Annotated in this window: 13 protein-coding genes; 1 reads left to right on the plus strand and 12 read right to left on the minus strand. The window is 54.4% G+C overall.

Annotated elements, in window-relative coordinates; all coding sequences use genetic code 11:
* Positions 1-2: 2 nt before the first annotated feature.
* A complete protein-coding gene (locus ACUZ79_RS14160) occupies positions 3-6512 on the plus strand; it encodes a VCBS domain-containing protein (RefSeq protein ID WP_449251978.1) in 6510 nt (2169 codons plus the stop codon).
* A gap of 123 nt (positions 6513-6635) precedes the next feature.
* On the opposite strand, the gene ACUZ79_RS14165 is transcribed toward ACUZ79_RS14160, so the two are convergent.
* From ACUZ79_RS14165 to ACUZ79_RS14220, 12 genes are all read right to left on the minus strand, one after another.
* On the minus strand, positions 6636-7559 hold the full coding sequence (locus ACUZ79_RS14165) for a phosphoglycerate dehydrogenase (protein ID WP_240825223.1): 924 nt from the start codon (positions 7557-7559) through the stop codon (positions 6636-6638).
* Positions 7560-7807: 248 nt separating this feature from the next.
* Complete coding sequence (locus ACUZ79_RS14170; protein ID WP_022659683.1) at positions 7808-7990, minus strand: hypothetical protein; 183 nt, start codon at positions 7988-7990, stop codon at positions 7808-7810.
* 152 nt (positions 7991-8142) lie between these two features.
* Positions 8143-10098 carry a sigma 54-interacting transcriptional regulator gene (locus tag ACUZ79_RS14175; protein WP_449251979.1) on the minus strand — a complete coding sequence of 652 codons (1956 nt, stop codon included), beginning with the start codon at positions 10096-10098 and terminating at the stop codon, positions 8143-8145.
* A 335-nt stretch (positions 10099-10433) separates the two neighbouring features.
* Positions 10434-11864, minus strand: a complete 1431-nt coding sequence (locus ACUZ79_RS14180) for an SLC13 family permease (protein WP_240825219.1) — start codon at positions 11862-11864, stop codon at positions 10434-10436.
* Between the two features lie 522 nt (positions 11865-12386).
* Positions 12387-13463 (minus strand): butyrate kinase, encoded by a 1077-nt coding sequence (gene buk, locus ACUZ79_RS14185; protein WP_449251980.1) that lies wholly within the window; start codon positions 13461-13463, stop codon positions 12387-12389.
* 146 nt (positions 13464-13609) lie between these two features.
* On the minus strand, positions 13610-14515 hold the full coding sequence (locus tag ACUZ79_RS14190) for a phosphate acyltransferase (protein WP_449251981.1): 906 nt from the start codon (positions 14513-14515) through the stop codon (positions 13610-13612).
* Positions 14516-14531: 16 nt separating this feature from the next.
* Complete coding sequence (locus ACUZ79_RS14195; protein ID WP_022659689.1) at positions 14532-14756, minus strand: 4Fe-4S dicluster domain-containing protein; 225 nt, start codon at positions 14754-14756, stop codon at positions 14532-14534.
* Positions 14756-15286 carry a 2-oxoacid:acceptor oxidoreductase family protein gene (locus ACUZ79_RS14200; protein WP_240825215.1) on the minus strand — a complete coding sequence of 177 codons (531 nt, stop codon included), beginning with the start codon at positions 15284-15286 and terminating at the stop codon, positions 14756-14758. The genes ACUZ79_RS14195 and ACUZ79_RS14200 overlap by 1 nt, the downstream gene beginning before the upstream one ends.
* A 1-nt stretch (position 15287) precedes the next feature.
* Positions 15288-16118 carry a thiamine pyrophosphate-dependent enzyme gene (locus tag ACUZ79_RS14205; RefSeq protein ID WP_022659691.1) on the minus strand — a complete coding sequence of 277 codons (831 nt, stop codon included), beginning with the start codon at positions 16116-16118 and terminating at the stop codon, positions 15288-15290.
* Positions 16119-16130: 12 nt separating this feature from the next.
* Positions 16131-17258, minus strand: coding sequence for a 2-oxoacid:acceptor oxidoreductase subunit alpha (locus tag ACUZ79_RS14210; RefSeq protein WP_449251982.1), 1128 nt, complete (start codon positions 17256-17258; stop codon positions 16131-16133).
* Between the two features lie 520 nt (positions 17259-17778).
* Positions 17779-19047, minus strand: a complete 1269-nt coding sequence (locus ACUZ79_RS14215; RefSeq protein ID WP_240825213.1) for a (Fe-S)-binding protein — start codon at positions 19045-19047, stop codon at positions 17779-17781.
* Positions 19044-20435, minus strand: coding sequence for an FAD-binding oxidoreductase (locus tag ACUZ79_RS14220; RefSeq protein WP_240825212.1), 1392 nt, complete (start codon positions 20433-20435; stop codon positions 19044-19046). The genes ACUZ79_RS14215 and ACUZ79_RS14220 overlap by 4 nt, the downstream gene beginning before the upstream one ends.
* Positions 20436-21259 lie beyond the last annotated feature (824 nt).

Here is a 21259-nt window from a genome sequence, read left to right on the forward strand (position 1 = left end):
TAGTGGGGCAGGTAAATTCTCATGATGCTGATTTACATGACAAAACGCCCACATATTCTATTGATGGCGTCACCAAGCTTGCCACAGCAACAACAGTGGGCAGCGAAACGTATGACTATAGCAAAACTACCGACTACGGGACGCTGTATCTGAACAGCAGCTCTGGAAAGTATGTTTTTAAAATTGACGACACAAAGGGTGGCGTTGTTGATAAAATGGCGTCCGGCGATGCCAAAATTTTAGATTTTGGCATTACCGTAAACGATGGCCATGATGGTACCGGAGCCAGCACCATCGAGGTCACCATCCACGGCACCAATGATCAACCCACGCTAAAATTTGTGACAAAAGACAGCCATGGCGATGCTGTTGTGGTAAATTCTGGCGATCTTTCCGTAGTGGAAGCGGGGGCTGGTGTTGTCCACACTAGTGTCTCTGCCAGCGTGCTTGGGGCAGACGTAGACGCTCATGCGGCAACATCATTTGGTCTTGTTGTTGGTCACAAAGACGTAGCTGACATTGACGGGCGCAACCTTGCTTTTGACAAGGACAGTGCGAACCAGAGTGGGCTTGGAGCCGGTCATACAACGGTAGATGGAACCTACGGAACTCTTAGTATTGATGCGAGTGGCAAGTACACTTACAGCCTTGACGAGAGCAAAGCAAATTTTCTTGACTCTGGTGAAGAGCGTCAAGAGAATTTTACCATCTATGTAAGGGATGAGCACGGCGCATGGGATTCAAAACAGATTACCGTCGCCGTGCATGGTACCAACGATGCCCCTACTTTTGACAATAATTACAATCATTCAGTCAAGGAAAATGGTTACTATGTTAAGGGTGACCGTGGAAAAAACCTTGTTTCTGCAGAAAATACTGAAAAGACAACAGATTCCAATGCGGGTGCTGCAAACGGCTCTACAGGCAAACCATACCACGAGTTCGTCGTCAGTGGGGCGCTGCACGCCACGGATGTGGATGGAGTAGATGGCAGCGTAACTTCTCCTAAAGACACGCTGACATTTGGCCTTCAGGCAAGAGATGGCAGCAACAAGGTTGTTAATCTCTATGCTGCTGGCCACGAAATAACAGTGGATGTTCTTGCGCCAACGAGCGGAACTCTGAGCAGCACAAACTACCGGATAGTGACAGAAGGCGTATCTATCAAGAACTATGAAAAGTGCGGCACGCTTGTTTTGCACGAGGATGGTAGCTACACCTTTACCCTTACAGAATCAGAGGCCGTTAACAGGCTTTCAGAAGGAAAGTCCGTAAATATCACGTTTACGCCTCTGGTCACGGACAGCAACAATATTGTTAACGGGCATCCTCAGAACACCATCAGTGGCGGAACCTATGCCGAGACCACTGGCATAATTACTGTAACCGTCAACGGCTCTAACGAAGTGCCAACCATTACGAGCAACGCGTGGAAGAGCTCTGTTGGCCTTGCCACCGTCGGCGGCTCTGAATATGGCATCGTTGTCGAAGATAGTAGTATAGCCACCACCATCACGGGGAACATTGCAGGCAAGGACACTGACACCAGTGACAACCTACGTTACCACCTTGTCGCATCTGTCAAAGACGGGGCCGCGCTGAATACGGTCATGTACGTCAAGGCCGACGGAACACTCGTTGACGAAGCTACCTTCAAGAAAGGTAGTGTTGATGATTTTTGGGGTAAGGTCAGCATTGAATCATCTGGGGGAAATGCAGGCAAGTATACTTTTGAACTCTACCAGTCGTCCGCCGCAGTGCAGAAGCTTTCTGGCAACGATATCAAGAATCTTGATATCCCCGTGGTAGTTGTGGACAACCACGGTGCATACAAATCTGGAACAATCAACGTACAGATTCAGGGCAGTTACGATGCCATACGGGTTACAAGCAATGATGCGCACAGCATCCAGGCTTGGGAATCTGGTGTTGCGCGTGTGGGCAGCGACCCTAATGCCAGTTTTGAAAAATCCACAGAGTACGATGGCAGCCAAGCCACAGGTGGAACGTTTAAAGTTATCCAGGTCGATGCGAACACTGATAATCTGCAATACGGGTTCAAGGTGACGTTTGATGGTGGAATCGTAAAGTATATAAAAGATTCGTATGATACCGGATACGGAAAACTTACCATTGACCGTTATGGCAAGTTCTCGTTTGAGTTGGATCAGGATACTTCAGCGGTGAAGGCCCTCAATGCCGGGGATCTCACGAAGATTACTAACATTGAGCTTGCCGCCTGGGATACGCGCCAAGGTACAACCAGTGGCAATACATTTACACCACCTAAAGACCTCCCCCCCGCAACGCAAAAGCTGGAACTTTATATCAAGGGAACCAACGACAAACCAGATTTTACCTTCAACACGGAAAATTCTGACAGCCGAACAATTACGTTTAAGTCAGGATTGACGGAAGACAACAGCAAATTTTCCACGTCAACCGGGCAACTGTCCGGGACAGACGTCGATGCTGCGGATACCCCGGCAACGCTTCGCTACAGCCTTGTATATGGTTCAGGCACCACACAGGTGTTGGAAGGCAAGTATGGCGTTCTGGAGCTAAAACCGGATGGCAGCTATACCTATACCCTCACCAGGCCAGACCTGCTGCAACACCTTGACGATAATACCCACCTGAAGGACGAAGTGTTCACGGTCCGCATTCAGGATCAGCGTGGGGCGTACTCCAATGCCACATTGCAGATAGATATAACGGGCAATAAAGATACACCCATCGTCAATATCTCTGGAAACAGCATTAGGGAAGATGCAGGGCACACGATATACCCTGGTTCTGTTGACCACAGCGATGATCCCACTACGACGGGTCAGCTTACCCTTGGCAAGATTGTGGACGACAGCGACGAGGCCAACTTTGGGAAAGACGGTGCAAAAGCCGGATGGACAGTGGATTCTTCGACTTCCACCGATATTCAGGTGGTCAAAGCTTACGCTGATGGCATATCGGGAGCCACTGTGGCCAAGGGAAACTATGGCTATCTGGTTGTCAGCCCTAATGGCAGCTACAAGTACTTTTTGACGGAAAATGACAATGAGGCCATTCAGAAGCTCAACGAGGGCAACTCGCTGAACGAAACGTTCACTGTTGTCGCCACTGCGGGGGGCAGCACTGTCCCCCAGAGTATTTCCATAGCAATCCATGGCACCAATGACAGGCCATACTTTACCAGCAGCACACCGGCCTTTGCTGGTGCGGCAAAAGTTGGCAATTTTGAAGATCAGGCCAACGACTGGGTGGATACAGCTCACCCTGGTACGGTGTTTGTGGGCACGGTAACTGGCAAGGCCGATGTTGATGATCCGACCAATAGCCTGGTCTACAAATTTGCTGTTTCCCACACTGATGGCTCCACTTCTTACGCAACGGAAGTGAAGACAGACTACGGAACTATTTCCATTGATCCGGCCACGGGCAAGTATACCTATTTTCTGGATACCTACAGCGCAAAGCTCGCCACGGCCCTGAATCACAGCAATGCTGGCATTGATGATTCTGTCAAGGTTGTCATCATTGACCCCCATTCTGCAGTCTCAGAGCCAAAAGATATCACCATCCACATTACCCCCGGATCTAGCGGAACTGGCGGATCCGGCGGTAGTGACTGGCGCAATCCTTCCTATACGTTCAGTCAGCTTGAGCGGGCAGTGAAGGAAGATGACGGCTTTGACCTCCACGTTGGCAGCAAGGAACATCCCTCGCCAGAGGGTGTGGCTGTTACCGGCCACCTGGATGCAATATGGGGTGTATCTGTAATAAGTGTAGATGCGCCCGATTATGGGTTTGGTATAAATGACGGGCAAGGGAACCAAGTGCAGGGAATGGAGGGCAAATACGGCTACCTTTCAGTCAACCCTGCTACTGGTGCGTATACGTATACCCTGTATAACACCCGCCCAGATGTGCAGGCGCTGCATGAAGGCGAAACTGTAAAAGAAACATTTTCAATGATGTTCAACGGCAAGCCGTGGACGGAAGCGTTTGGGCTGTACCATGTAAATGTTGTCATCAACATCAGCGGAACCAATGATTCCCCTGTGGTTGATTCATACAAGGATATTGATCTGGCGGAGAAAGACCACTTTACCTCTCAAGCTACATACAGGATTGTGGGCTCGGACGCAGATGCTGGCGAATCTGCTACACTGAAGTACAGCATTGACGGAGATCATGGTCATAGCGGAAAAGTTGCTGGAAATTTTGGCACCTTTACACTCAATTCAGATGGAAAATATAGTTATAAAGCCAATGAAGGCCTGAATCTGAATGAAGGCGTCACCGAAACCGACAGCTTCACTGTGCTGGTAACAGACGCGCACGGAGCAACCACCAAGCAGGTTATCAAGGTAAATCTGACCGGCGCCAACGACGCTCCCACTGTCAAATTCGACAGTAGCGTTGACCATACTGGCAACACCGTACAGGCTTCTGTTGCCGAAGATACGCATACTAGCCTTACTGGCAATGCCAAAACATTTTTTGAAGATGACAAGGGTGATAGCAATCTTACGTTTTCCGCCAAGAGTGTCAGTTCCAATACTGCTGGCATGGTAGTACGCGGCGAATACGGAGTGCTGGTCGTCAAACCCGATGGCAGCTATTCCTATGTGCTCAACAATGCGGACAGTAAGGTGCAGGGGCTGGATTCCTCAGCAAAGAACCTCAGTGAAACTTTCACTATTATCGCCACGGACAAGCACGGTGCTTCTAACGAAGTAACGCTGAAAGTGAATGTTTCTGGCACAGATGATCTGCCTGAAGTGACCGTGGAGAAAGTGCTGACCGTAACAGAAGGCAGCCCTGTAAACTCCATGAGTGGTAAAATTACCGTATTTGATGCGGATAGTGCAGACGTTGCGAAATCGCCAAACCTTTACTTTGAGGCTGCCGACAAAACGGCTCATGACAACATCAGCAACGAGTATGGCACCTTTACAGTGAAGCCATCGGGTGAATACACATTCACGCTCGATAGCAGTTCTCCGGCAGTTATGGCCCTTAAGGCCGGGCAGCTTGTAGAAACCCATGCAACTCTTGTGGTGGAAGATCAGAACCACAACAAGGTTACGCAATTGATAACAGTCAATATCAAGGGGAGTGCCAGCGGTCCTGTGGTGGAAAATGCCACGGGCAGTGATTTTGATGTGCAGGCGGTGGCCAACCCTGATGCGGGCCTCAAATACATTGCCCAGGGGAAGGTCGTGGGCACGGATTATGAAGACCATGAGGTGTCATATACCGTAAAAACTCAAGGCGCTCACGGAACTCTTGGTATTGATAAGTATGGATCGTACACCTACACCGTTGATGCCCACGACAAAGCAGTGTTGGCGCTTGGTGACGGAAATTCGTTCTCCGATACTGTGATGATCAGTGTCATTGCAAAGAATGGCCAAGTTACAGACCATAGTATTAAGTTCACCATCCACGGCACCAACGACGCGCCTGTGGCGACAAGTGAAACTTTTGGCACAGCCAACGGTCAATTGCACGCAACAGATCCGGATACGGGCGACCATATCGCTTCTTATGCCTTGCAGACAGAAGCTGCCTATGGGCATGTTACTGTAACTGCCGACGGTCAGTACACCTATGACCCCAATATCCACTCAGAACAGGGGCTGGATGCTCTGCAACTGCACCTGAACGGCAGCGGGGAGTGGGCTACAAGCTTCACAGATTCCTTTCTGTTTACCGCCACAGACTCCCACGGTCTTATATCTGCTGCTGGCAAGGCAAGCCTTGCCTTTGATGTTACTGGAAAAGACGGCGGCCACCATGTAGATATTACCACTGGCGGCGAAACCAGCCACCTGTTGTTTGGCAGCAACAGCGCGGATTACCTTGATGCGAGTAGCGAGACGCAGAATCACATTCTCTACGGCGGCGGAGGCGATGACAGGTTGTACGGCGGTAGTGGCGATGACATCCTCTACGGCGGCGCTGGGCACAATCAACTGTACGGCGGAGACGGCAACGATACCCTTTATGCTGGCAATGATGGCGACCACCTCTACGGCGGTGATGGGAACGACCATCTCTACGGCGGGGCAAGCAACGACTTCCTTGACGGCGGCGCGGGAAATAACATTCTGAACGGCGGCGCTGGCAACAACGTGTTGGTCTTCCATACGGGCGACACCATTGACGGCGGTTCTACCACGGGGCTTAACGTGTTTATCAACCACAGCTCCGACACGCTGGATTCTCTGTTGGCCGATTCCAATCAGGTAAAGAATGTGAGCGTCTTCATTCAGGATGGAGCCAAGGATGGTGACGGCACCGCCAATCTGACGGACATGAATGCGCTTATCAACGCGGGCATCAAAATGGGTACGGACAACTCCATATCCTTGGACAGCACACAGTGGGAGAAGACAGGCGAGCATACCTTCAGCAATGTAACGCAAGATCTTACCATCACCACTGTCAATAATGTGACCGCAGATATGACAGCCGAGAAGAATGAATTCATCTTGAAGAATTCATAAAAGGGAACGCGCGCCAGCCAATGGCGCACCGTAAACAAAAAAGCCCGCCCGCATTCTCACAGAGGATGCGGGCGGGCTGCATTTTGCGCCCACAGGCGCGTACTATTCAGGCAGTGGAGCTGCTTACAGCCCCAAATCGCGCAACAGGTTGTCCACAGCCATGTTGCCCATGGTTTCCGTGGCACCTGCGGTGGAGGACGAGCAGTGCGAACCCATCACAAGGTTGTCCAGCTCATACCACGCCGGATCAGCCGGGGGTTCCTGTTCAAATACGTCAAGGCCCGCGCCGTAGATGCTGCCTTCTTTCAGTGCAGCCAGCAGGGCCCCCTCGTCAATAAGCCCGCCGCGCGCGGTGTTGATCAGCACGGCTGTCTTTTTCATGCTTGCAAGGCGCTGGGCATTAATGAGGTTGCGGGTTTCGTCCGTCAGCACCGTATGCAGGGTGATGAAGTCGGCCTCGCGGCAAATGCGGTCAACATCTGCGCGTTCCACGCCTTCCTTGGCGGCCCAGGCATCGTCCCACACAACGTCGTGGGCCAGAATCTTCATGCCAAAGCCCTGTGCGCGTTTGACAACGCAACGGCCAATGGCCCCAAGGCCGATGATGCCGATGGTTTTGCCGTACAAATCGATGCTGGTGATCTTGCCCCAGTCTTTCTGGCGGCAGCGGCGGTCAATAAGCCCGGCCTTGCGCGCCACCATGAGCATGAGGGTCAGGGCGTAGTCGGCCACGGCATTGCTGTTGGCGCCTACGGTGCGCGAAACCGCGATGCCGCGCTCCTTGCAGGCCGCAAGGTCGATGTTGTCCAGCCCCACGCCGTATTTGGCAATGGCCTTGAGGGCGGGGGCAGCAGCCAGCACAGGGGCATCCATGGGGTCAACGCCAAGAATGACGCCAGCGCAGTCGGCCAGCTTTTCCTTCATCTGCTCGGCGGAGAGAATGCCGCCCGTGTCGTTGCGTATCACTTCCAGCCCGGCCTGGGCCAGACGGTCAAACAGCTCGGGATTGGTTTTGCCGAAAGAACGGGGTGTTACAAGAATTTTCACAAAAACTCCTTGTGCGGATATGGGCAGAATCTGGGCCGGGAACCGGCGCATACAGCCTTACTACTCTGCGGGTATTTGTCAACGCGTGCGGGTAAACGAATAGGCACAAGGACGGCAACAGCGGAAGGCGCAAGATGACCGCTCGCAGCCGGGCCGCAGGCTGATCCTGATTCCTGGCATGTTCTCGTAACGCGCAACAGCCGCCGGGCTGTACCCGGCGGCTGTTCCTCTTCGTACGGCAAAGCGTGTTAAGCCTGCACGTCCAGCTTTCCGCCAATGCCCTCGGCGGCAAGCCCTTGGCTGCGCATGTTCTGCTCCATTTCCGCGCCCTTATCAATAGTGCCGCTGATAAGCGCTGCAGACATGTTGGCCTGAATGTTCAAGGCGCTTCTGGCCAGGCTTACGCTCATGCCCATCTTCACATCGTCCATGGCTTGCTCCTTGGCCGTTTGTGCGAACCTGTGCATCCATCTGATCGGCAAAATCGCAAAAAACTGTAGGGCAAAAAGCAAAAGCAAGACCAGCCGTAATTATGAGCGGCAGATGCGCGGCTGGCTTCAGGCCATTTTCGCGCAACCTGGGGTCAATCCTGCCCCTGCTCTTCGCCTTCAAGTTCCTTGAGTTTTTTCCACACGGTCACGCGGCTGATGCCAAGAGCGTCAGCGAGAGCTTTTTTGTTGCCGCCGTGTTCTTCAAGCGAGGCCTCCAGAATGAAGCGTTCCATCTCTGCCATGGTGCCGCGCGGCACCTGCAAAACATCATCAATAGGGTGGCATGGGCCAGCCATGCCCTGCCGCAGGCAGTGCCGCCGCATGATGTCTGTAATCAGCGCGTCAAAGTCCTGTTGCTCGTCATAGAGGGTAAACACGCGCTCCAGAATATGCTCCAGTTCACGCACATTACCCGGCCAGCCGTGCGCTGACAGCGCGGCAAGCGTTGCATCGTCAAACTTGAGGCGGCTGCGTCCGGCTACGTGCTGGTGGTTTTTTTTGATAAAATGGGCAATGAGCGTGGGGATGTCTTCCTTGCGCTTGCGTAGCGGCGGTATTTGCAATGGCAAGATGTTGAGTCTGAAAAACAGGTCGCGCCGGAAAGAACCTTCCTGAGCCATGGCGTAGAGATCGCGGTTTGAAGCCGCTATAATGCGTACGTCAATGTTGATGACGCGGTCGCCGCCAATGCGGAAGATTTCTTTTTCCTGCAAGGTGCGCAGCAGACGCACCTGGGTTGCGAGGCTCATTTCGCTGATTTCATCCAGAAACAGCGTTCCCCGGTGGGCCAGCTCAAACATGCCCGGTTTGCCGCCCTTGCGCGCGCCGGTAAAGGCCCCTTCTTCATATCCGAAAAGTTCGCTCTCCAGCAGGTGCTCGGGCAGGGCCGCGCAGTTAAGGGCCACAAAGGGGCCTTTTTTGCGCTCGCTGAAATTGTGGATACTCTGGGCAAAAAGCTCCTTGCCAGAGCCTGTTTCCCCTTCAATGAGAATGGAGGCGCTGCTGCGGGCATAGCGCTTGGCTTCGGCCACAACCGGGCCAAGGGTGTTTTTTGAACCGATGATGTCCGAAAAATTGTATTTTGCCACCAAGCCCTTGCTGGCAAGCTGTACACGGGCCTCAGCTTCGATTTTCTGGATTTTGGAAAGTTCCTGAAAAACAATGATGGTGCCCTGGTCATGCTCACGCACGCGGATAGGTACGCGATTGACCACCAGGGTCTTGCCCTTGAGGGGCAATACCTTGTCCACGGTGTATTCACCGTTGCCGAGCATCTGTTTGAGCTCCTGTGGCGTTGACGGGGCATCAATATCCATGCCCACCAGCTTTTTGCCGTGCAGGTCAAGCATCTGCTTTGCCGGGCGGTTGCAGATGGCGATTGTTTTGTCGCGATTGACGGAAACGATGCCGCTGAGAGAATAGTTGATAATATTGTTCAGGCGGCGGGAGCGGGTACGTTCCTTGATGTGCTGGTCAACAATGTTGCGGGCCGAAAGCACCGCCTGATGCACGCTGTCCTTGCTGGAACGTATGAGATAGTAGGGCAGGCCGTACTGTGCCGCCTTTTCAATGACACATCCACCAAATCCGACAATGGCAACATCTTTCAACGTAGGAAGGCGGGAAATAATACTGTTGAAGTCCTGCTCGTTGCGGTAGATGACCTGGCGGAAATTCTTAAGCCGCGCAAAGGCCGCCAGCGACTCAATATCAACGCTCAAATTGCTGTCGTAGGTGATGCAGAGCAGGTTCTGGTGGCGCTCTGACGCTTCGCGCAGAGGGGTGACGATGTCGTTGGCAGTAATCTGGATGGGCACCACGGGTGTTTTGACCATATGCTGGATGGCGATGGCCGTTCCCGCCTGACTGATAATGACATCGTAACGGTTTTCCACCTCAAGCGCGTGGAGGTGCCCGCTGTTGTAAATGCCGCCATCAAATACATCCACCTCAACGCCGAACTGGCCTGCGGAGTGGCGCACAAGCTGAGCCATTTCATCATAAATGGAAACGCAAAGAATACGCGGTTTGAAACTGGCTGGCAGCATGGGAGCCTCGTCATCTGATTGGTTCGCGCATGGCGTATGCGCCGGGCGGTGTTAAAAACATAAACCTCGCTGTATGCAAAGTAAACATGAACAGCATGAAATATTGAATGAATACAGCAGGTATTGAGAAAGAACAGGTCAAAACCTGTCTTGCGTCAGTGCCGCTTTGCTCGGCCATGCAAGCAATGCACGCCAGGAATGCCTTGCACCCTTTATGCTCCGATTACCCCGTAGATTCTGCTTAACGACGCAGTCACGGCAAGGACTTCACAATAAAATCCATGCCGCGACTGCGTAACAAATCCGACTTGCGTACCGGATACGCCGGAACCCCGTTACTTTATGAGGCCGAGCATTTTCCAGTAGGGTATGCTGATAAGGAAGGCCACTATACATATGGCGGTATATGCAGCCGAAAGTTTAATCATGGCTCCGTGCCGCGCCATTTTGCCCTGCGTGCCGAAATGGGCGCAAAGGTAAATGGAGTTCATGTAGCTCAGGTACCAGATATCACTGCCGGCAAAGGTGACCATGCAGGCGATCCAGGGGTTCATGCCGTGGGCGATCATGATGGGCGGAAGAATCAGCACAAAGATGGCCGAGGCGGACGTGAGCGACACAATAACCAGTTTGACGAGCGAGGCCACAACCACCAGGGTCACAATGAACAGGGCGGGTTCTGAAATCACGTTGGCAAGGAGGGGCTGCAGTTCCGTACCAAGCCAGCGGTCAACCTTGAGAGACTGGATAACCGAGGCCATGTTCAGGATGCTGCCCACGAAAACAACGGACGACCAGTCGATGCCCGTCTTGAAATCATTCTTGTCCATAACCTTGAGCAGCATGAGCACGCACATGGCCATGAGCGAAACTTCACCGGCAGATATCTTGTGCAGCGATTCGGTCATCCACATGAGCAGGGTGACAATAAGTACGCCCATGCACAGCTTTTCATTACGGGTCATGGGCCCGAGCTTTTCAAGCTGGGCGTTGCTGTAGCCTGCGGGCAGGCTGACTTTTTCCTTGGGTTTGTAGCAGGTCACGATGAAAAGACCCATGCCGAGGAAGACGCACACGCCATAGGGCAACGACCACAAAAGCCACTGCAGCCACGTAACGCCGCGATAGGCCTCGGGCAGCATGCCCACCAGAACGTAATGGCTGAACGAGCCGCTCATGAACATGTGCCCCATGAGGATAAAGCCCACATAGCATGCGCCGAACAGGCCGTTGGCCGCGTTTGACTTGCGTTCAATGCCAAGTTCATCGCTGATGCCCATGGCGATGGGCGAAGAAAGCGTGGCCTTGGCGTTCATGCTGGGAATGAGCGGCCCGATCACAGTGCCCGAACCAATCAGCCCCCACACCTGACCGGCAAAACTGGCAGGGAACAGCTTGAGAACCCAGAGTGAGATGCGCTTTAAAAGGCCTGTTTTGCCTGCCACTGCGCCCAGGGCGAATGCACCGACCATGATCCACCAGCCTGAGGTGGAAAATGTGGCAAACGCTGTTTTGAAGGGCACGCACTTGAAGGCCGACCACAAGATACACATCATCAAACCGGTGACAAATTCGGGTACGATCTCGGTGATCCACCAGCCTACAGCCCACACGGTGATGCCAAGAGCAATCATGGTCTTTTCGTTCAGGCCTTCCGGTGGTGCTTGCAGGGCAACCCAGATACCAAGGATGATGGAAAGAACAGACCCCGCAAGGCGAATGTTCTTGACCAGATTCCCTTTGTTTTCAGCAGCGATTTCAGCCATGACACTCCCTCTGTGTAAAAAAATGGAACGGCCTGGGGCAAAAAATGAACGAAAAATTGACAACCCCGGAGCAGACAGAAAATGCAAAAGAGGCGCTAGTAACCCAACGTAAAAATTTGTTTCGCTTCATCTGTTGAGCGTCACATCAGCTACGATTCAATAACGCTCTTGCCGGGTTCTAGTGCACGCATGCCAAGCGCAAACAACCAGTTCGTTAAACGCGTTTGAGATGTCCACAGAATCTCTTGATGCGCCTTGTTTTTGATTCCGCTTGGGCCGCATTTCCGCCAAGGGGATCGTAAAAAATGTTGTTTGTTTTCAGCTAAGTGTAATATGCCATGCGCCAGTGTTTTTTGCGCTGACAATGTCGATAAGCAAGTTAAATGTTGCGTTGTCAGAAACGCGCCGACAGGCCGGAACGGTGTGTCGCTCGCAGGGGCAAGGCGGATCTCCGCCTTGCCCCTGAGGGGGCTGCTCGATCTACAGGGATTGGGGTAAGCAGCGCGACACGGATGCACCTGACTATTCGTGGAAGGTATGGAAACCTTCTTCCTTGCGCAGTACGCGCAAAATTCCGTAGGCCAGCGCCTCCAGCTCGTTTTCTCCCGGCAGCACCATGACCTCGCCCAGGAACTGTATCCGGGGCACCACGCGGTCAATGATGTACGAGGAGTTGGCCAATGCGCCGGTCAGCACCACAACATCCACCTTGCCGTTGATGACCGCAGCCAGCGAGGCAATGTGCTTGGCAACCTGATAGGTCATGCCGTCGTACACAAGGCGGGCTTTTTCATCGCCTTCGGCAATGCGGCGTTCAACTTCAAGGGCATTGTTGGTGCCAAGGTAGGCCATCAGGCCTCCCTGACCGCGCGTGCGGCGCGTGGCTGAATGGCGGTCAAACTTGCCCGAAAAGCATAGATCGATAAGCTGCCTGTTGGGCAGGCCGCCAGAGCGTTCAGGCGAGTAGGGGCCTTCCTCATCGGTGATGACGTCAATCATGCGCCCCTCATGAATGACCGTGGCGCTGATGCCCGCACCCATGTGGCTGACGATGATGTTTTTGTCCGCCAGCTTCCAGCCCTTGCTCGCGGCGGCCTTGATGGCCATGGCGCGCATGTTGAGGGCATGGCACGAGGCCTTGCGGCGAATTTCCGGCAGGCCGGAGAGCTTGGCGATGTCTTCCATCTGATCCATCACCACGGCGTCATAGATGTAGGAGGGGATGTTCAGCGGCTTGGCGATTTCGTGCGCCAGCAGCGCCCCGAGGTTGGAGGCGTGGTCGTCAATGGGACGGTGCCGCAGAAAGTCCAGCATGCCCTCATCAACAAGATACGCGCCCTGCAACAGCGGGGGCAGTTTGCCGCCACGCCCGGCCACGGCGGAGAGCTGGTGCAGGTCAAACTGCTCTTCTTGCAGCGCCTTCAGTATGGCATCCAGGCGGATGGAAAACTGGGCGACGTTGCTCTCAAAACCGCGCAGGGATTCTGCCGGATGATCCACTTTTTTCTGGAACAAGAGTTCGTGGTTCTTGTAAACGGCAATCCGCGTCGAGGTGGAACCGGGATTGATGGAAAGAACGGTATAGTTGATTTCCGCCATGTCATATCCTTGTGGAACAATGTAAAATGCTCTTGCTGTTATGGGCTGCCGCGCCTGATGCGCTGAGCGGCATTGCAGCGCGGCAGCCTGAAACCTTGCGAGCGGTTGGCTCAGGGGAGCAAGCGGCAGGGCCAGCCCGCAGTTGGCTACCCCGCAGCAGAGGCCGCAAGAACCATGGTTCTGAACTTGTCTTCAGCGCTTGCCGCGCGGGAATTGAGCACCACCGGCACCCTGCCGCCCACTACTATGCCTGCGGTCAGCGCGTTGGCCGTGTGGCGCAGGCACTTGATAAGCACGTTGGCGGTGACAATATTGGGGCACACCAGCAGGTCGGCATCGCCTGCAACGGGGCTTTCGTAGCCCTTGGTGGCGGCTGATTCAGCGCATACTGCCAGATCGTAGGATATGGGGCCTTCAATCAGGCATCCAGTGATCTTGCCGTTTTTGTTCATTTCTTTCAGCGCGGCGGCGTCAACGCTTTCAGGCATTTTTTCATTAACGGTTTCCGCAGAGGCCAGCACCGCAACCTTGGGGTTATCAATGCCCATGCGCGCAAGGGCATCCACCGCGTTCTGGATAATGTCGCGCTTCTGTTCGAGCGAAGGCGCGATGTTGATGGCGGCATCGCACAGGGCCAGAAGCTTGGGGTAGGTGGCAACCTGCACAATATTCATGTGCGAGATCAGCCGCCCGGTGCGGAAGCCGGTTTCTTCCTTGAACAGACCCTTGAGAAGAACGCCGGTCTGGATCAGGCCTTTGAGAATGAAGTTGGCCCGGCCTTCCTTGACCGCCATGCCGGCCCCGGTGGCTGATTCCTGCGGCGTGGCAGTTTCAACAATGGGGTAAGCATCGCCCGGCAGGCCTATGGCCTTGAGTTTTGCTGCGATATCTTCGCGCTTGCCAAACAGCAGCGGCTCCACAAGGCCCACTTCAACAGCGTGCCGCACAGCTTCAAGCACATGCTCGTCTGCGGCTTCCACCACAGCCACCTTGCACTTGTGGGCCTTTTGCATCACTGCTGCTTCAAGCTCGTCAAAGCTCTTGTATACCATGACTGACTCCGGCCTGTTATTTTTCCAGAACTTCAATGGCAAAGTCGGGGCAGACCATCATGCATGTGCGGCAGCCTATGCAGGCCTGCGCATTGACCGGAGTCATAAAGAGGTAGCCAGCCGCATTGTATTCCGTGCCGAAGTCGTAAACAGACTTGGGGCAGAGTTCCTTGCAGTAGCCGCAACCCTTGCAGAGCACGGCGTCCACGCAAACTTCAAAAGTTTTCTTTTCCTCGCTCATCAGTTCCCCCCCCGGGCGGCTTCGGCAGCTGCAGCGCCCCGCCTGATAACTTCCATGTTAATCTTGGCCACTTCGGGTTTGCCCTTGCGCTCGGCGATGCTCAGCAACGTTTCCAGAGGCAGTGCCCCGGTAAGCGCCATGGCCGCCCCAAGACCGGCAAGGTTGGCCGATTTGGGCGCGCCCAGTTCGTGGGCGATCTCGGTCATGGGTATGCCGATCCAGTTGCTCAGCTGGCGGGGTTTCATGAGCGAGGTGTCGTACACAACAGGGGCTACGGCATTGTCGTAGCGGGTGCCCACAACCTCGTTCAGCGCAATGATCAGGTTGGGTTTGACGACCTGCTGGAAAAGGATTTCCGCATCGTCCATCAGCACTTCGGCACTGATAAAGCCGCCGCGCTGCGAGATGCCGTACGACTGGGACTGCACCACGTTGCGGCCACCCAGAATAGCGGCTTCGGCAAGGAAGGACGCGCAAAACACAAGGCCCTGCCCGCCGGTGCCAGCCATGATAAATTCATACTGGGCCATGCTACTTTCCTCCCTTGGCGGCCGTGATCACCGCGCGCTCGGCCTCGTAGCGAGTGTTGAAATCGTGAACGTCCTTGTCGGCAATGACGCCGGTGACAAAGTAGCCAAGATCTGCGGCATTCTCGATGGAATCAAACTTGGCCTGAGAAACGGCCTTTTCCTTGAGATTGCGCAGCATATCCACAGGCTGCTTCATCTTGTTGCGGGGGCCGAACAGGGTGGAGCAGGGGCTCATGGCTTCGATAAGCGAAAAGCCTTTTTTCTGGATGCCGGCAACAATGCGGTTCTTGAGGCGCATGCCGCTGGTGACGGATTCGCGGGCGACAAAGTTGGCCCCTGCCGCGCGCACCAGATCGCACACGTCAAAGCCGCGCTCGGGGTTGCCGCCAACAGACGTGCTGGTGATGGCCCCGTTGGGCGTGGTCGCCGAATACTGGCCGCCGGTCATGCCGTAGTTCAGGTTGTTCACAATGATGGCCGTGAGGTCCATATTGCGACGGGCCGTATGGATAAGGTGGTTGCCGCCAATGGTGGTGCCATCGCCGTCGCCCATAAGAACGATGACGTGGAGGTTGGGGTTGGCCGCCTTGGCGCCGGTGGCGAAGGTGAGGGCGCGCCCGTGCGTGGTATGCAGGGCATTGGCGGAAATATAATCATCGGCCTTGCCCCAGCAGCCAATGCCGGTGACGACAAGAACGTCTTCCTTTTTGAGATTCAGCTCGTCCATGGCGCACAAGAGCGCGTTCAGGACAATGCCGTTGCCGCAGCCCGCACACCACATGAGCGGCAGTGCCTCTTTGTTAAGAAGCGAGCGTGAAATAGCCTGTGCCATTGTATTTCTCCTTTACTTCAAGGCGGCTGCGATCTGGGCCGGGGTCATGATGCTGCCGTTGTAGCTGTTAACCCCAACAACCAGCGAAGGATCCGGCACATACTTTTTCACTTCTCCAGCCAGCTGACCGGAATAGTTCATTTCAGCAACAATAATACGCTTGGCCTTGCGTGCGGCTTCCCGCACTTCCACATCGGCAAAGGGCCACAGGGTCTGCAGCTGGAGAACGCCAACCTTGCCGCCGCTGGCATTGGCCTCTTGCGCCACGCTGCGGGCTGCGCGGGTGACCACGCCGGAAGTAATGATCAGGGTGTCGCAGTCTTCTTTACCGAAGTAGCGCGTCATGACGATTTCATCACGGCCCTTGGCAATCTTGGTGTGCAGCTGGGCGACCCTGCGTCCTGCATTTTCAGGCGTATTGCAGCTAAAGCCGTTTTCACCGTGCATGGAGCTGGTGACATGGAAAACATAGTCGCTGCCATATCTGGCCAGGGGCGCAACCGCGCCTTCGTCAAAGCAGAAGGGCTTGTAGTCTGCGGGTGCGCAGGTGGGCTGGCTACGGTCAACAACCTCCACTTCACCCTGGTCAGGAATAACAACGTTTTCGCGCATGTGGCCGCAGACTTCTTCCGGGGCCATGATGACCGGCACGCGATATTTTTCGGACAGGTTGAAGGCCTTGACCGTCAGGTCAAAGCATTCCTGCACCGAGGCCGGGGTCAGCGCGATAATTTCCTGGTCTCCATGCCGTCCCCAGCGCAGCTGCATGATGTCGGACTGGGCCGGTTTGGTGGCAAGACCTGTGGATGGGCCGGAGCGTTGCACGTTCACTACCACCACGGGCACTTCGCCCATGGTCGCCATGCCGAGGTTTTCCTGCATAAGCGAAAAACCGGGGCCGCTGGTGGCGGTGAACGACTTCACGCCTGCCAGTGATGCGCCCACAATGGCGCCCATGCTCGCCAGTTCGTCTTCCATCTGCATGAAAATCCCCCCAAGCTTGGGGAGCTCGCGCGAGGCGATTTCAGCAATTTCGGACGAAGGGGTGATGGGATACCCGGCATAAAACCGCGCTCCTGCGTAGAACGCGCCTTGGGCTATGGCGGCGTTACCCTGGATGAGCTTGCTTTGTTTTTTCATTGCCTTTCTAAACCTCGTTTCCGTTGTGGTGCCACCAGTAATTATTCTGCCATTGCTCAATTTTGTTTGTACTAATTTGTGCAAAACAAATTCATTTGCCAAAAGTAACGGCATTGATTGCAGTTGTATGGCTGAAATTTTTTTCCATATGAAAAATACAAGCATTATGGAGAGTATTTTTCTGCCATTATTCTTGAGTTACAGTTTGTAATCAGCAAATATTATGCCAATCATGATGGTTTTGCAGTTCGCTGAAATTGCTTCTCTTTTTTTTAAAGGCTGGACTGTTTGGTTAACTATGTTTTCGGCTGTGTTGCGAAAGTTAACGTTGAGGACTGCTGCGAAGTATCGGGATGATCCGGTATTCCCGCAAAAAAATTAAATAACAGGTAGTTATAAATACTTTGCGGTTGATTTGTATCTTGTTTCCCCTGCGGGCATGCTCGCTGTGCAGATGGCTCGATCGAAACAGCAAACATGCCCGCAAGGGATGCCGCGTAGGGGACGCGGCATGGCCCTGTTACAGGCCATATGCCTTGGCAAGCAGTTCGGCAGTGTGCAGTACGCGAATGTTTGCGCCTCGGTGGCTCAAACCGTCGATAAGCTGCATTTTGCAGGCAGAACAGCCAGTGGCGACAACATCCGCCCCTGTGGACAGGATGTCGCTGGTTTTATCCGCAAGGATCTGCTGGGACAGGTCATAGTGGGTAGCGCTGAACGTGCCCGCGCAACCGCAGCAGACATCGGGGCGGCTCATCTCCACAAAGCGCAGGCCGGGTATGGCGCGGATGAGGCTGCGGGGCTGCTTGGAGACGCCCATGCCGCGCACAAGGTGGCAGGCATCGTGATAGGTAGCCTTGAGGGGAACGTTCTGCACATAGGGCGCAGGGCCAAGCTTGGTGAGGAAGTCGGAAAAGTCGAAGACCTTGTCCTTGAATCCTTCCCAGGCCGAAAGTGCATCGCTGTTTTGCAGCACCTCGCCGTATTCCTTGCTCAGGGCCGAGCCGCAGGTGGCGCAGCCGGTGATGACGGCGTCAAAGCTGCCTCGCGAAAGGATGCGTGCGTTGTTTTCAGCCAGCAGGGCCGCGCCGTCAAAATCGCCGGATGAAAACAGCGGTGTGCCGCAGCACTGGAGGTTGTCCAGCAAATGCACTTCCACGCCGTTGGCAACCAGCACGTCTATGAGGGCCTTGCCTGCATTGACATAGACATAGTTGAGCATGCAGCCCGGGAAAAAGGCCACCCTTGCACGGGCGGATCCCTTGGGACTGCTGACGGCAGGCATGACCTTACGCAGCGGTTTGTCGGCCAGGGCCGGAACAACGCGGCGCAGGTTCAGCCCTGCGGCGGGGATGGGAATGCGTGAAACCTTGCCCGCGCCATTTTCAGTATTTTTGAAGAGTATGGACTGAAAAGGTTTGGCGTGGCTCAGGGCCATATCAAACAGCCGACCCTTGGTGACAGCTTTGAATGCTATGCTCTTTGCGGCTGGCAGCTGGCCTTCTTCCGCCATCTTGCGGCGCAAGGCCATGATCAGGTCGGTAGTGTTGACGCCAGAAGGGCAGATGGCCTTGCAGCGCATGCACAGGGTGCAGCGGGCGGCCAGTTCCATCAGCTCCTTGGTGGGCTTTACCGTGCCGTCCGCCAGAGAACGCAGCAGAAAAAGCTTGCCGCGTGAAGAATTGGATTCTTCGTATGTTTTGCCGTAAACCGGGCAGATAGTGAGGCATTGCCCGCAACGGGTGCATTTGAGGGCGGCTGCTTTCAATTCGTCCAGGGACTTGCTCATGCCTGGCCTCCGAAGATGCAGCCAGGATTCAGGATATTGTTGGGATCAAGAGCCTTTTTGATGGCCCGCATGGCCCCGACCTGAGCTTCGCCCAGCTGCTTGGTGATGTAGGGCGCTTTTTCGCGGCCCACGCCGTGTTCCGCAGAAACTGTCCCGCCCATCTTGATGATTTCGTAATGGAACTCGGAACGGGCCTTGGCGGCTGTTTTCTTTTCTTCATCCGAGTTGAAGAAGAAGTGCGGATGAATGTTGCCGTCGCCCGCATGCCCCTGACAGCTCACCTTGATGCCGTGTTTTTTGCCCACTTCAAAAAGCATGTGCACGGCCTGGGCAAGCTTGTTGATGGGCACCGCCGGGTCGCCGCCCAAACGTCCCTTTGCCACGCGGGCAAGGGCGGGCAGGCCGGAACGCCGCGCAACCCAGAGCTGCTCGGCTTCTTCTGCGGTTTCTGCCACGTGAAAATCGACCATGCCCAGCTGCTCGCACACCCGACGGATCACTTCCACCTGCGGCTTGAGGGTCGAAACATCACCGTCTACTTCGATGAGCAGCATTGCGCCCGCATCCACGGGCAGGCCCGCATGGGTGTAGTCTTCAACCGCGCGGATCAGTGTCTGTTCCTGAAATTCCATGATGGAGGGCACAACGCCGCTGGTCATGATTGCAGAAACAGCCTTGGCGGCGTTTTCAATGTTGTTGAAGGCAACGCGCATGGCGCGCTTTGCCTGCGGCAGGGGAATGAGCTTGAGGGTGATTTCTGTAATGACGCCAAGCGTGCCCTCGGAACCCGTGAACAGCTGGGTGAGGTTGTAGCCAGTCACGTCCTTGATGCACTTGCCGCCCGCGCGGATAATTTCGCCCGAAGCCAGCACGACCTGCATGCCCGTGACATAGCTCTTGGTGGTGCCGTACTTGACGCACTGCAAGCCGCCCGCATCGGTCGCCACGTTGCCGCCGATGGAAGAAAACGTGAAACTGGCGGGATCCGGCGGGTACATGAGGCTGTGCGCGGCAGCCGCTTTTTTGATGTCGGCGGTGATTGCGCCGGGGCCAACGACAGCCATCAGGGTTTCCGGCTCCACGATGATGGAGTTCATGCGTTGCAGCGAAATGATGATGGAATAGTCGCTTTCAGTAATGGCATTGACGCTGAGGCCACTTCCCTGCGAGCGCGTAACTACACTGATTTTATGCTCATTGCAGAAGCCGACAATCTTGGAGACTTCTTCGGCGGTGACGGGCAGTGCAACCAGAATGGGCAGAAAGGCCGAGGGAGCCGCCCCGCCGGCGTTGTAGGTGTAACAAACGAGGTCTTCCTGCTTGGTGAGCATGTTTTTTTCGCCAATAAATGCAGCAATATGTGTGCGAATATCCTCTTTTGTCAGCATTTTTTCTCCTCGCTAACCGCATTGGCGCGGTGTGCAAAATTTTGAGCCTTCCAAACGCCTGCCGATGGTATGTGCGTCCAGCAAGACGGAAACAACATATTCAATAAAATCGCGGACACTCCGCGCGTAACTTGTCTGTTTTGACGTAACTTGAGCCGTCACTTACCGGGAGATTCAGGCGCTTGTTACGAATTGCCCATGAAATAAGCAGCAATCATGCCACAAGGGATATAATTTTATTTTTTAAATAGTTAGACATGTTTTATGAAATTCTGCCGCGCAAAATCTCCATTGTCTGTTTATATTGCTTACGTACTGGTTGTAAAAATTAACACGGAGGAAAGCGAAGTTGATGATGTTTCGAGGTGTTGCGTATGGCTTTGTTTGCGTGCGGCGGTCAGCCACCAGTCTGCGGGCATGGCGGCGGCACGGTTGTCATCTGCCAACTTGCTGGGTGCGGGCAGGCAAGACTGGCGGAAAAAATCTGGAAACAGTTTTGTGGATTAAGCTGTGGCTGCGGTCTTGCTTATGCCCGGAGCGTGCTTACTGAATAACAACGGGCCAGTGTGTTTTTTAGGCCGCGCAGCGTGTGGAATATTTCTTCTGCATACAGCGTTTTTGTGAAGGGATGTTGGGTGGTTTGAAATAAGGCACGCCAGTTTGCGTTAAAAGTTTTAACGAATGGCTTGATTTATTGTGTATTCTCTGGAGCGGAGCTGGCTGCCCATTGCGGCAGCGGGCAACTCCATGTAGACTAATAAGAATTACCGGGTGCCCGCAGTCGGCCTGTGCCGCCTGAGGTTTCAAGAGCAACCGAATATTTC

This window comes from Desulfovibrio faecalis (assembly GCF_053570625.1).

What these genes read in the sequence shown, in the direction of transcription:
- ACUZ79_RS14170 (WP_022659683.1), bottom strand. Translation starts at nt 7,990, where the DNA reads ATGGACGATGTGAAGATGGGCATGAGCGTAAGCCTGGCCAGAAGCGCC.
- ACUZ79_RS14175 (WP_449251979.1), bottom strand. Translation starts at nt 10,098, where the DNA reads ATGCTGCCAGCCAGTTTCAAACCGCGTATTCTTTGCGTTTCCATTTAT.
- ACUZ79_RS14180 (WP_240825219.1), bottom strand. Translation starts at nt 11,864, where the DNA reads ATGGCTGAAATCGCTGCTGAAAACAAAGGGAATCTGGTCAAGAACATT.
- buk (WP_449251980.1), bottom strand. Translation starts at nt 13,463, where the DNA reads ATGGCGGAAATCAACTATACCGTTCTTTCCATCAATCCCGGTTCCACC.
- ACUZ79_RS14190 (WP_449251981.1), bottom strand. Translation starts at nt 14,515, where the DNA reads ATGGTATACAAGAGCTTTGACGAGCTTGAAGCAGCAGTGATGCAAAAG.
- ACUZ79_RS14195 (WP_022659689.1), bottom strand. Translation starts at nt 14,756, where the DNA reads ATGAGCGAGGAAAAGAAAACTTTTGAAGTTTGCGTGGACGCCGTGCTC.
- ACUZ79_RS14200 (WP_240825215.1), bottom strand. Translation starts at nt 15,286, where the DNA reads ATGGCCCAGTATGAATTTATCATGGCTGGCACCGGCGGGCAGGGCCTT.
- ACUZ79_RS14205 (WP_022659691.1), bottom strand. Translation starts at nt 16,118, where the DNA reads ATGGCACAGGCTATTTCACGCTCGCTTCTTAACAAAGAGGCACTGCCG.
- ACUZ79_RS14210 (WP_449251982.1), bottom strand. Translation starts at nt 17,258, where the DNA reads ATGAAAAAACAAAGCAAGCTCATCCAGGGTAACGCCGCCATAGCCCAA.
- ACUZ79_RS14215 (WP_240825213.1), bottom strand. Translation starts at nt 19,047, where the DNA reads ATGAGCAAGTCCCTGGACGAATTGAAAGCAGCCGCCCTCAAATGCACC.
- ACUZ79_RS14220 (WP_240825212.1), bottom strand. Translation starts at nt 20,435, where the DNA reads ATGCTGACAAAAGAGGATATTCGCACACATATTGCTGCATTTATTGGC.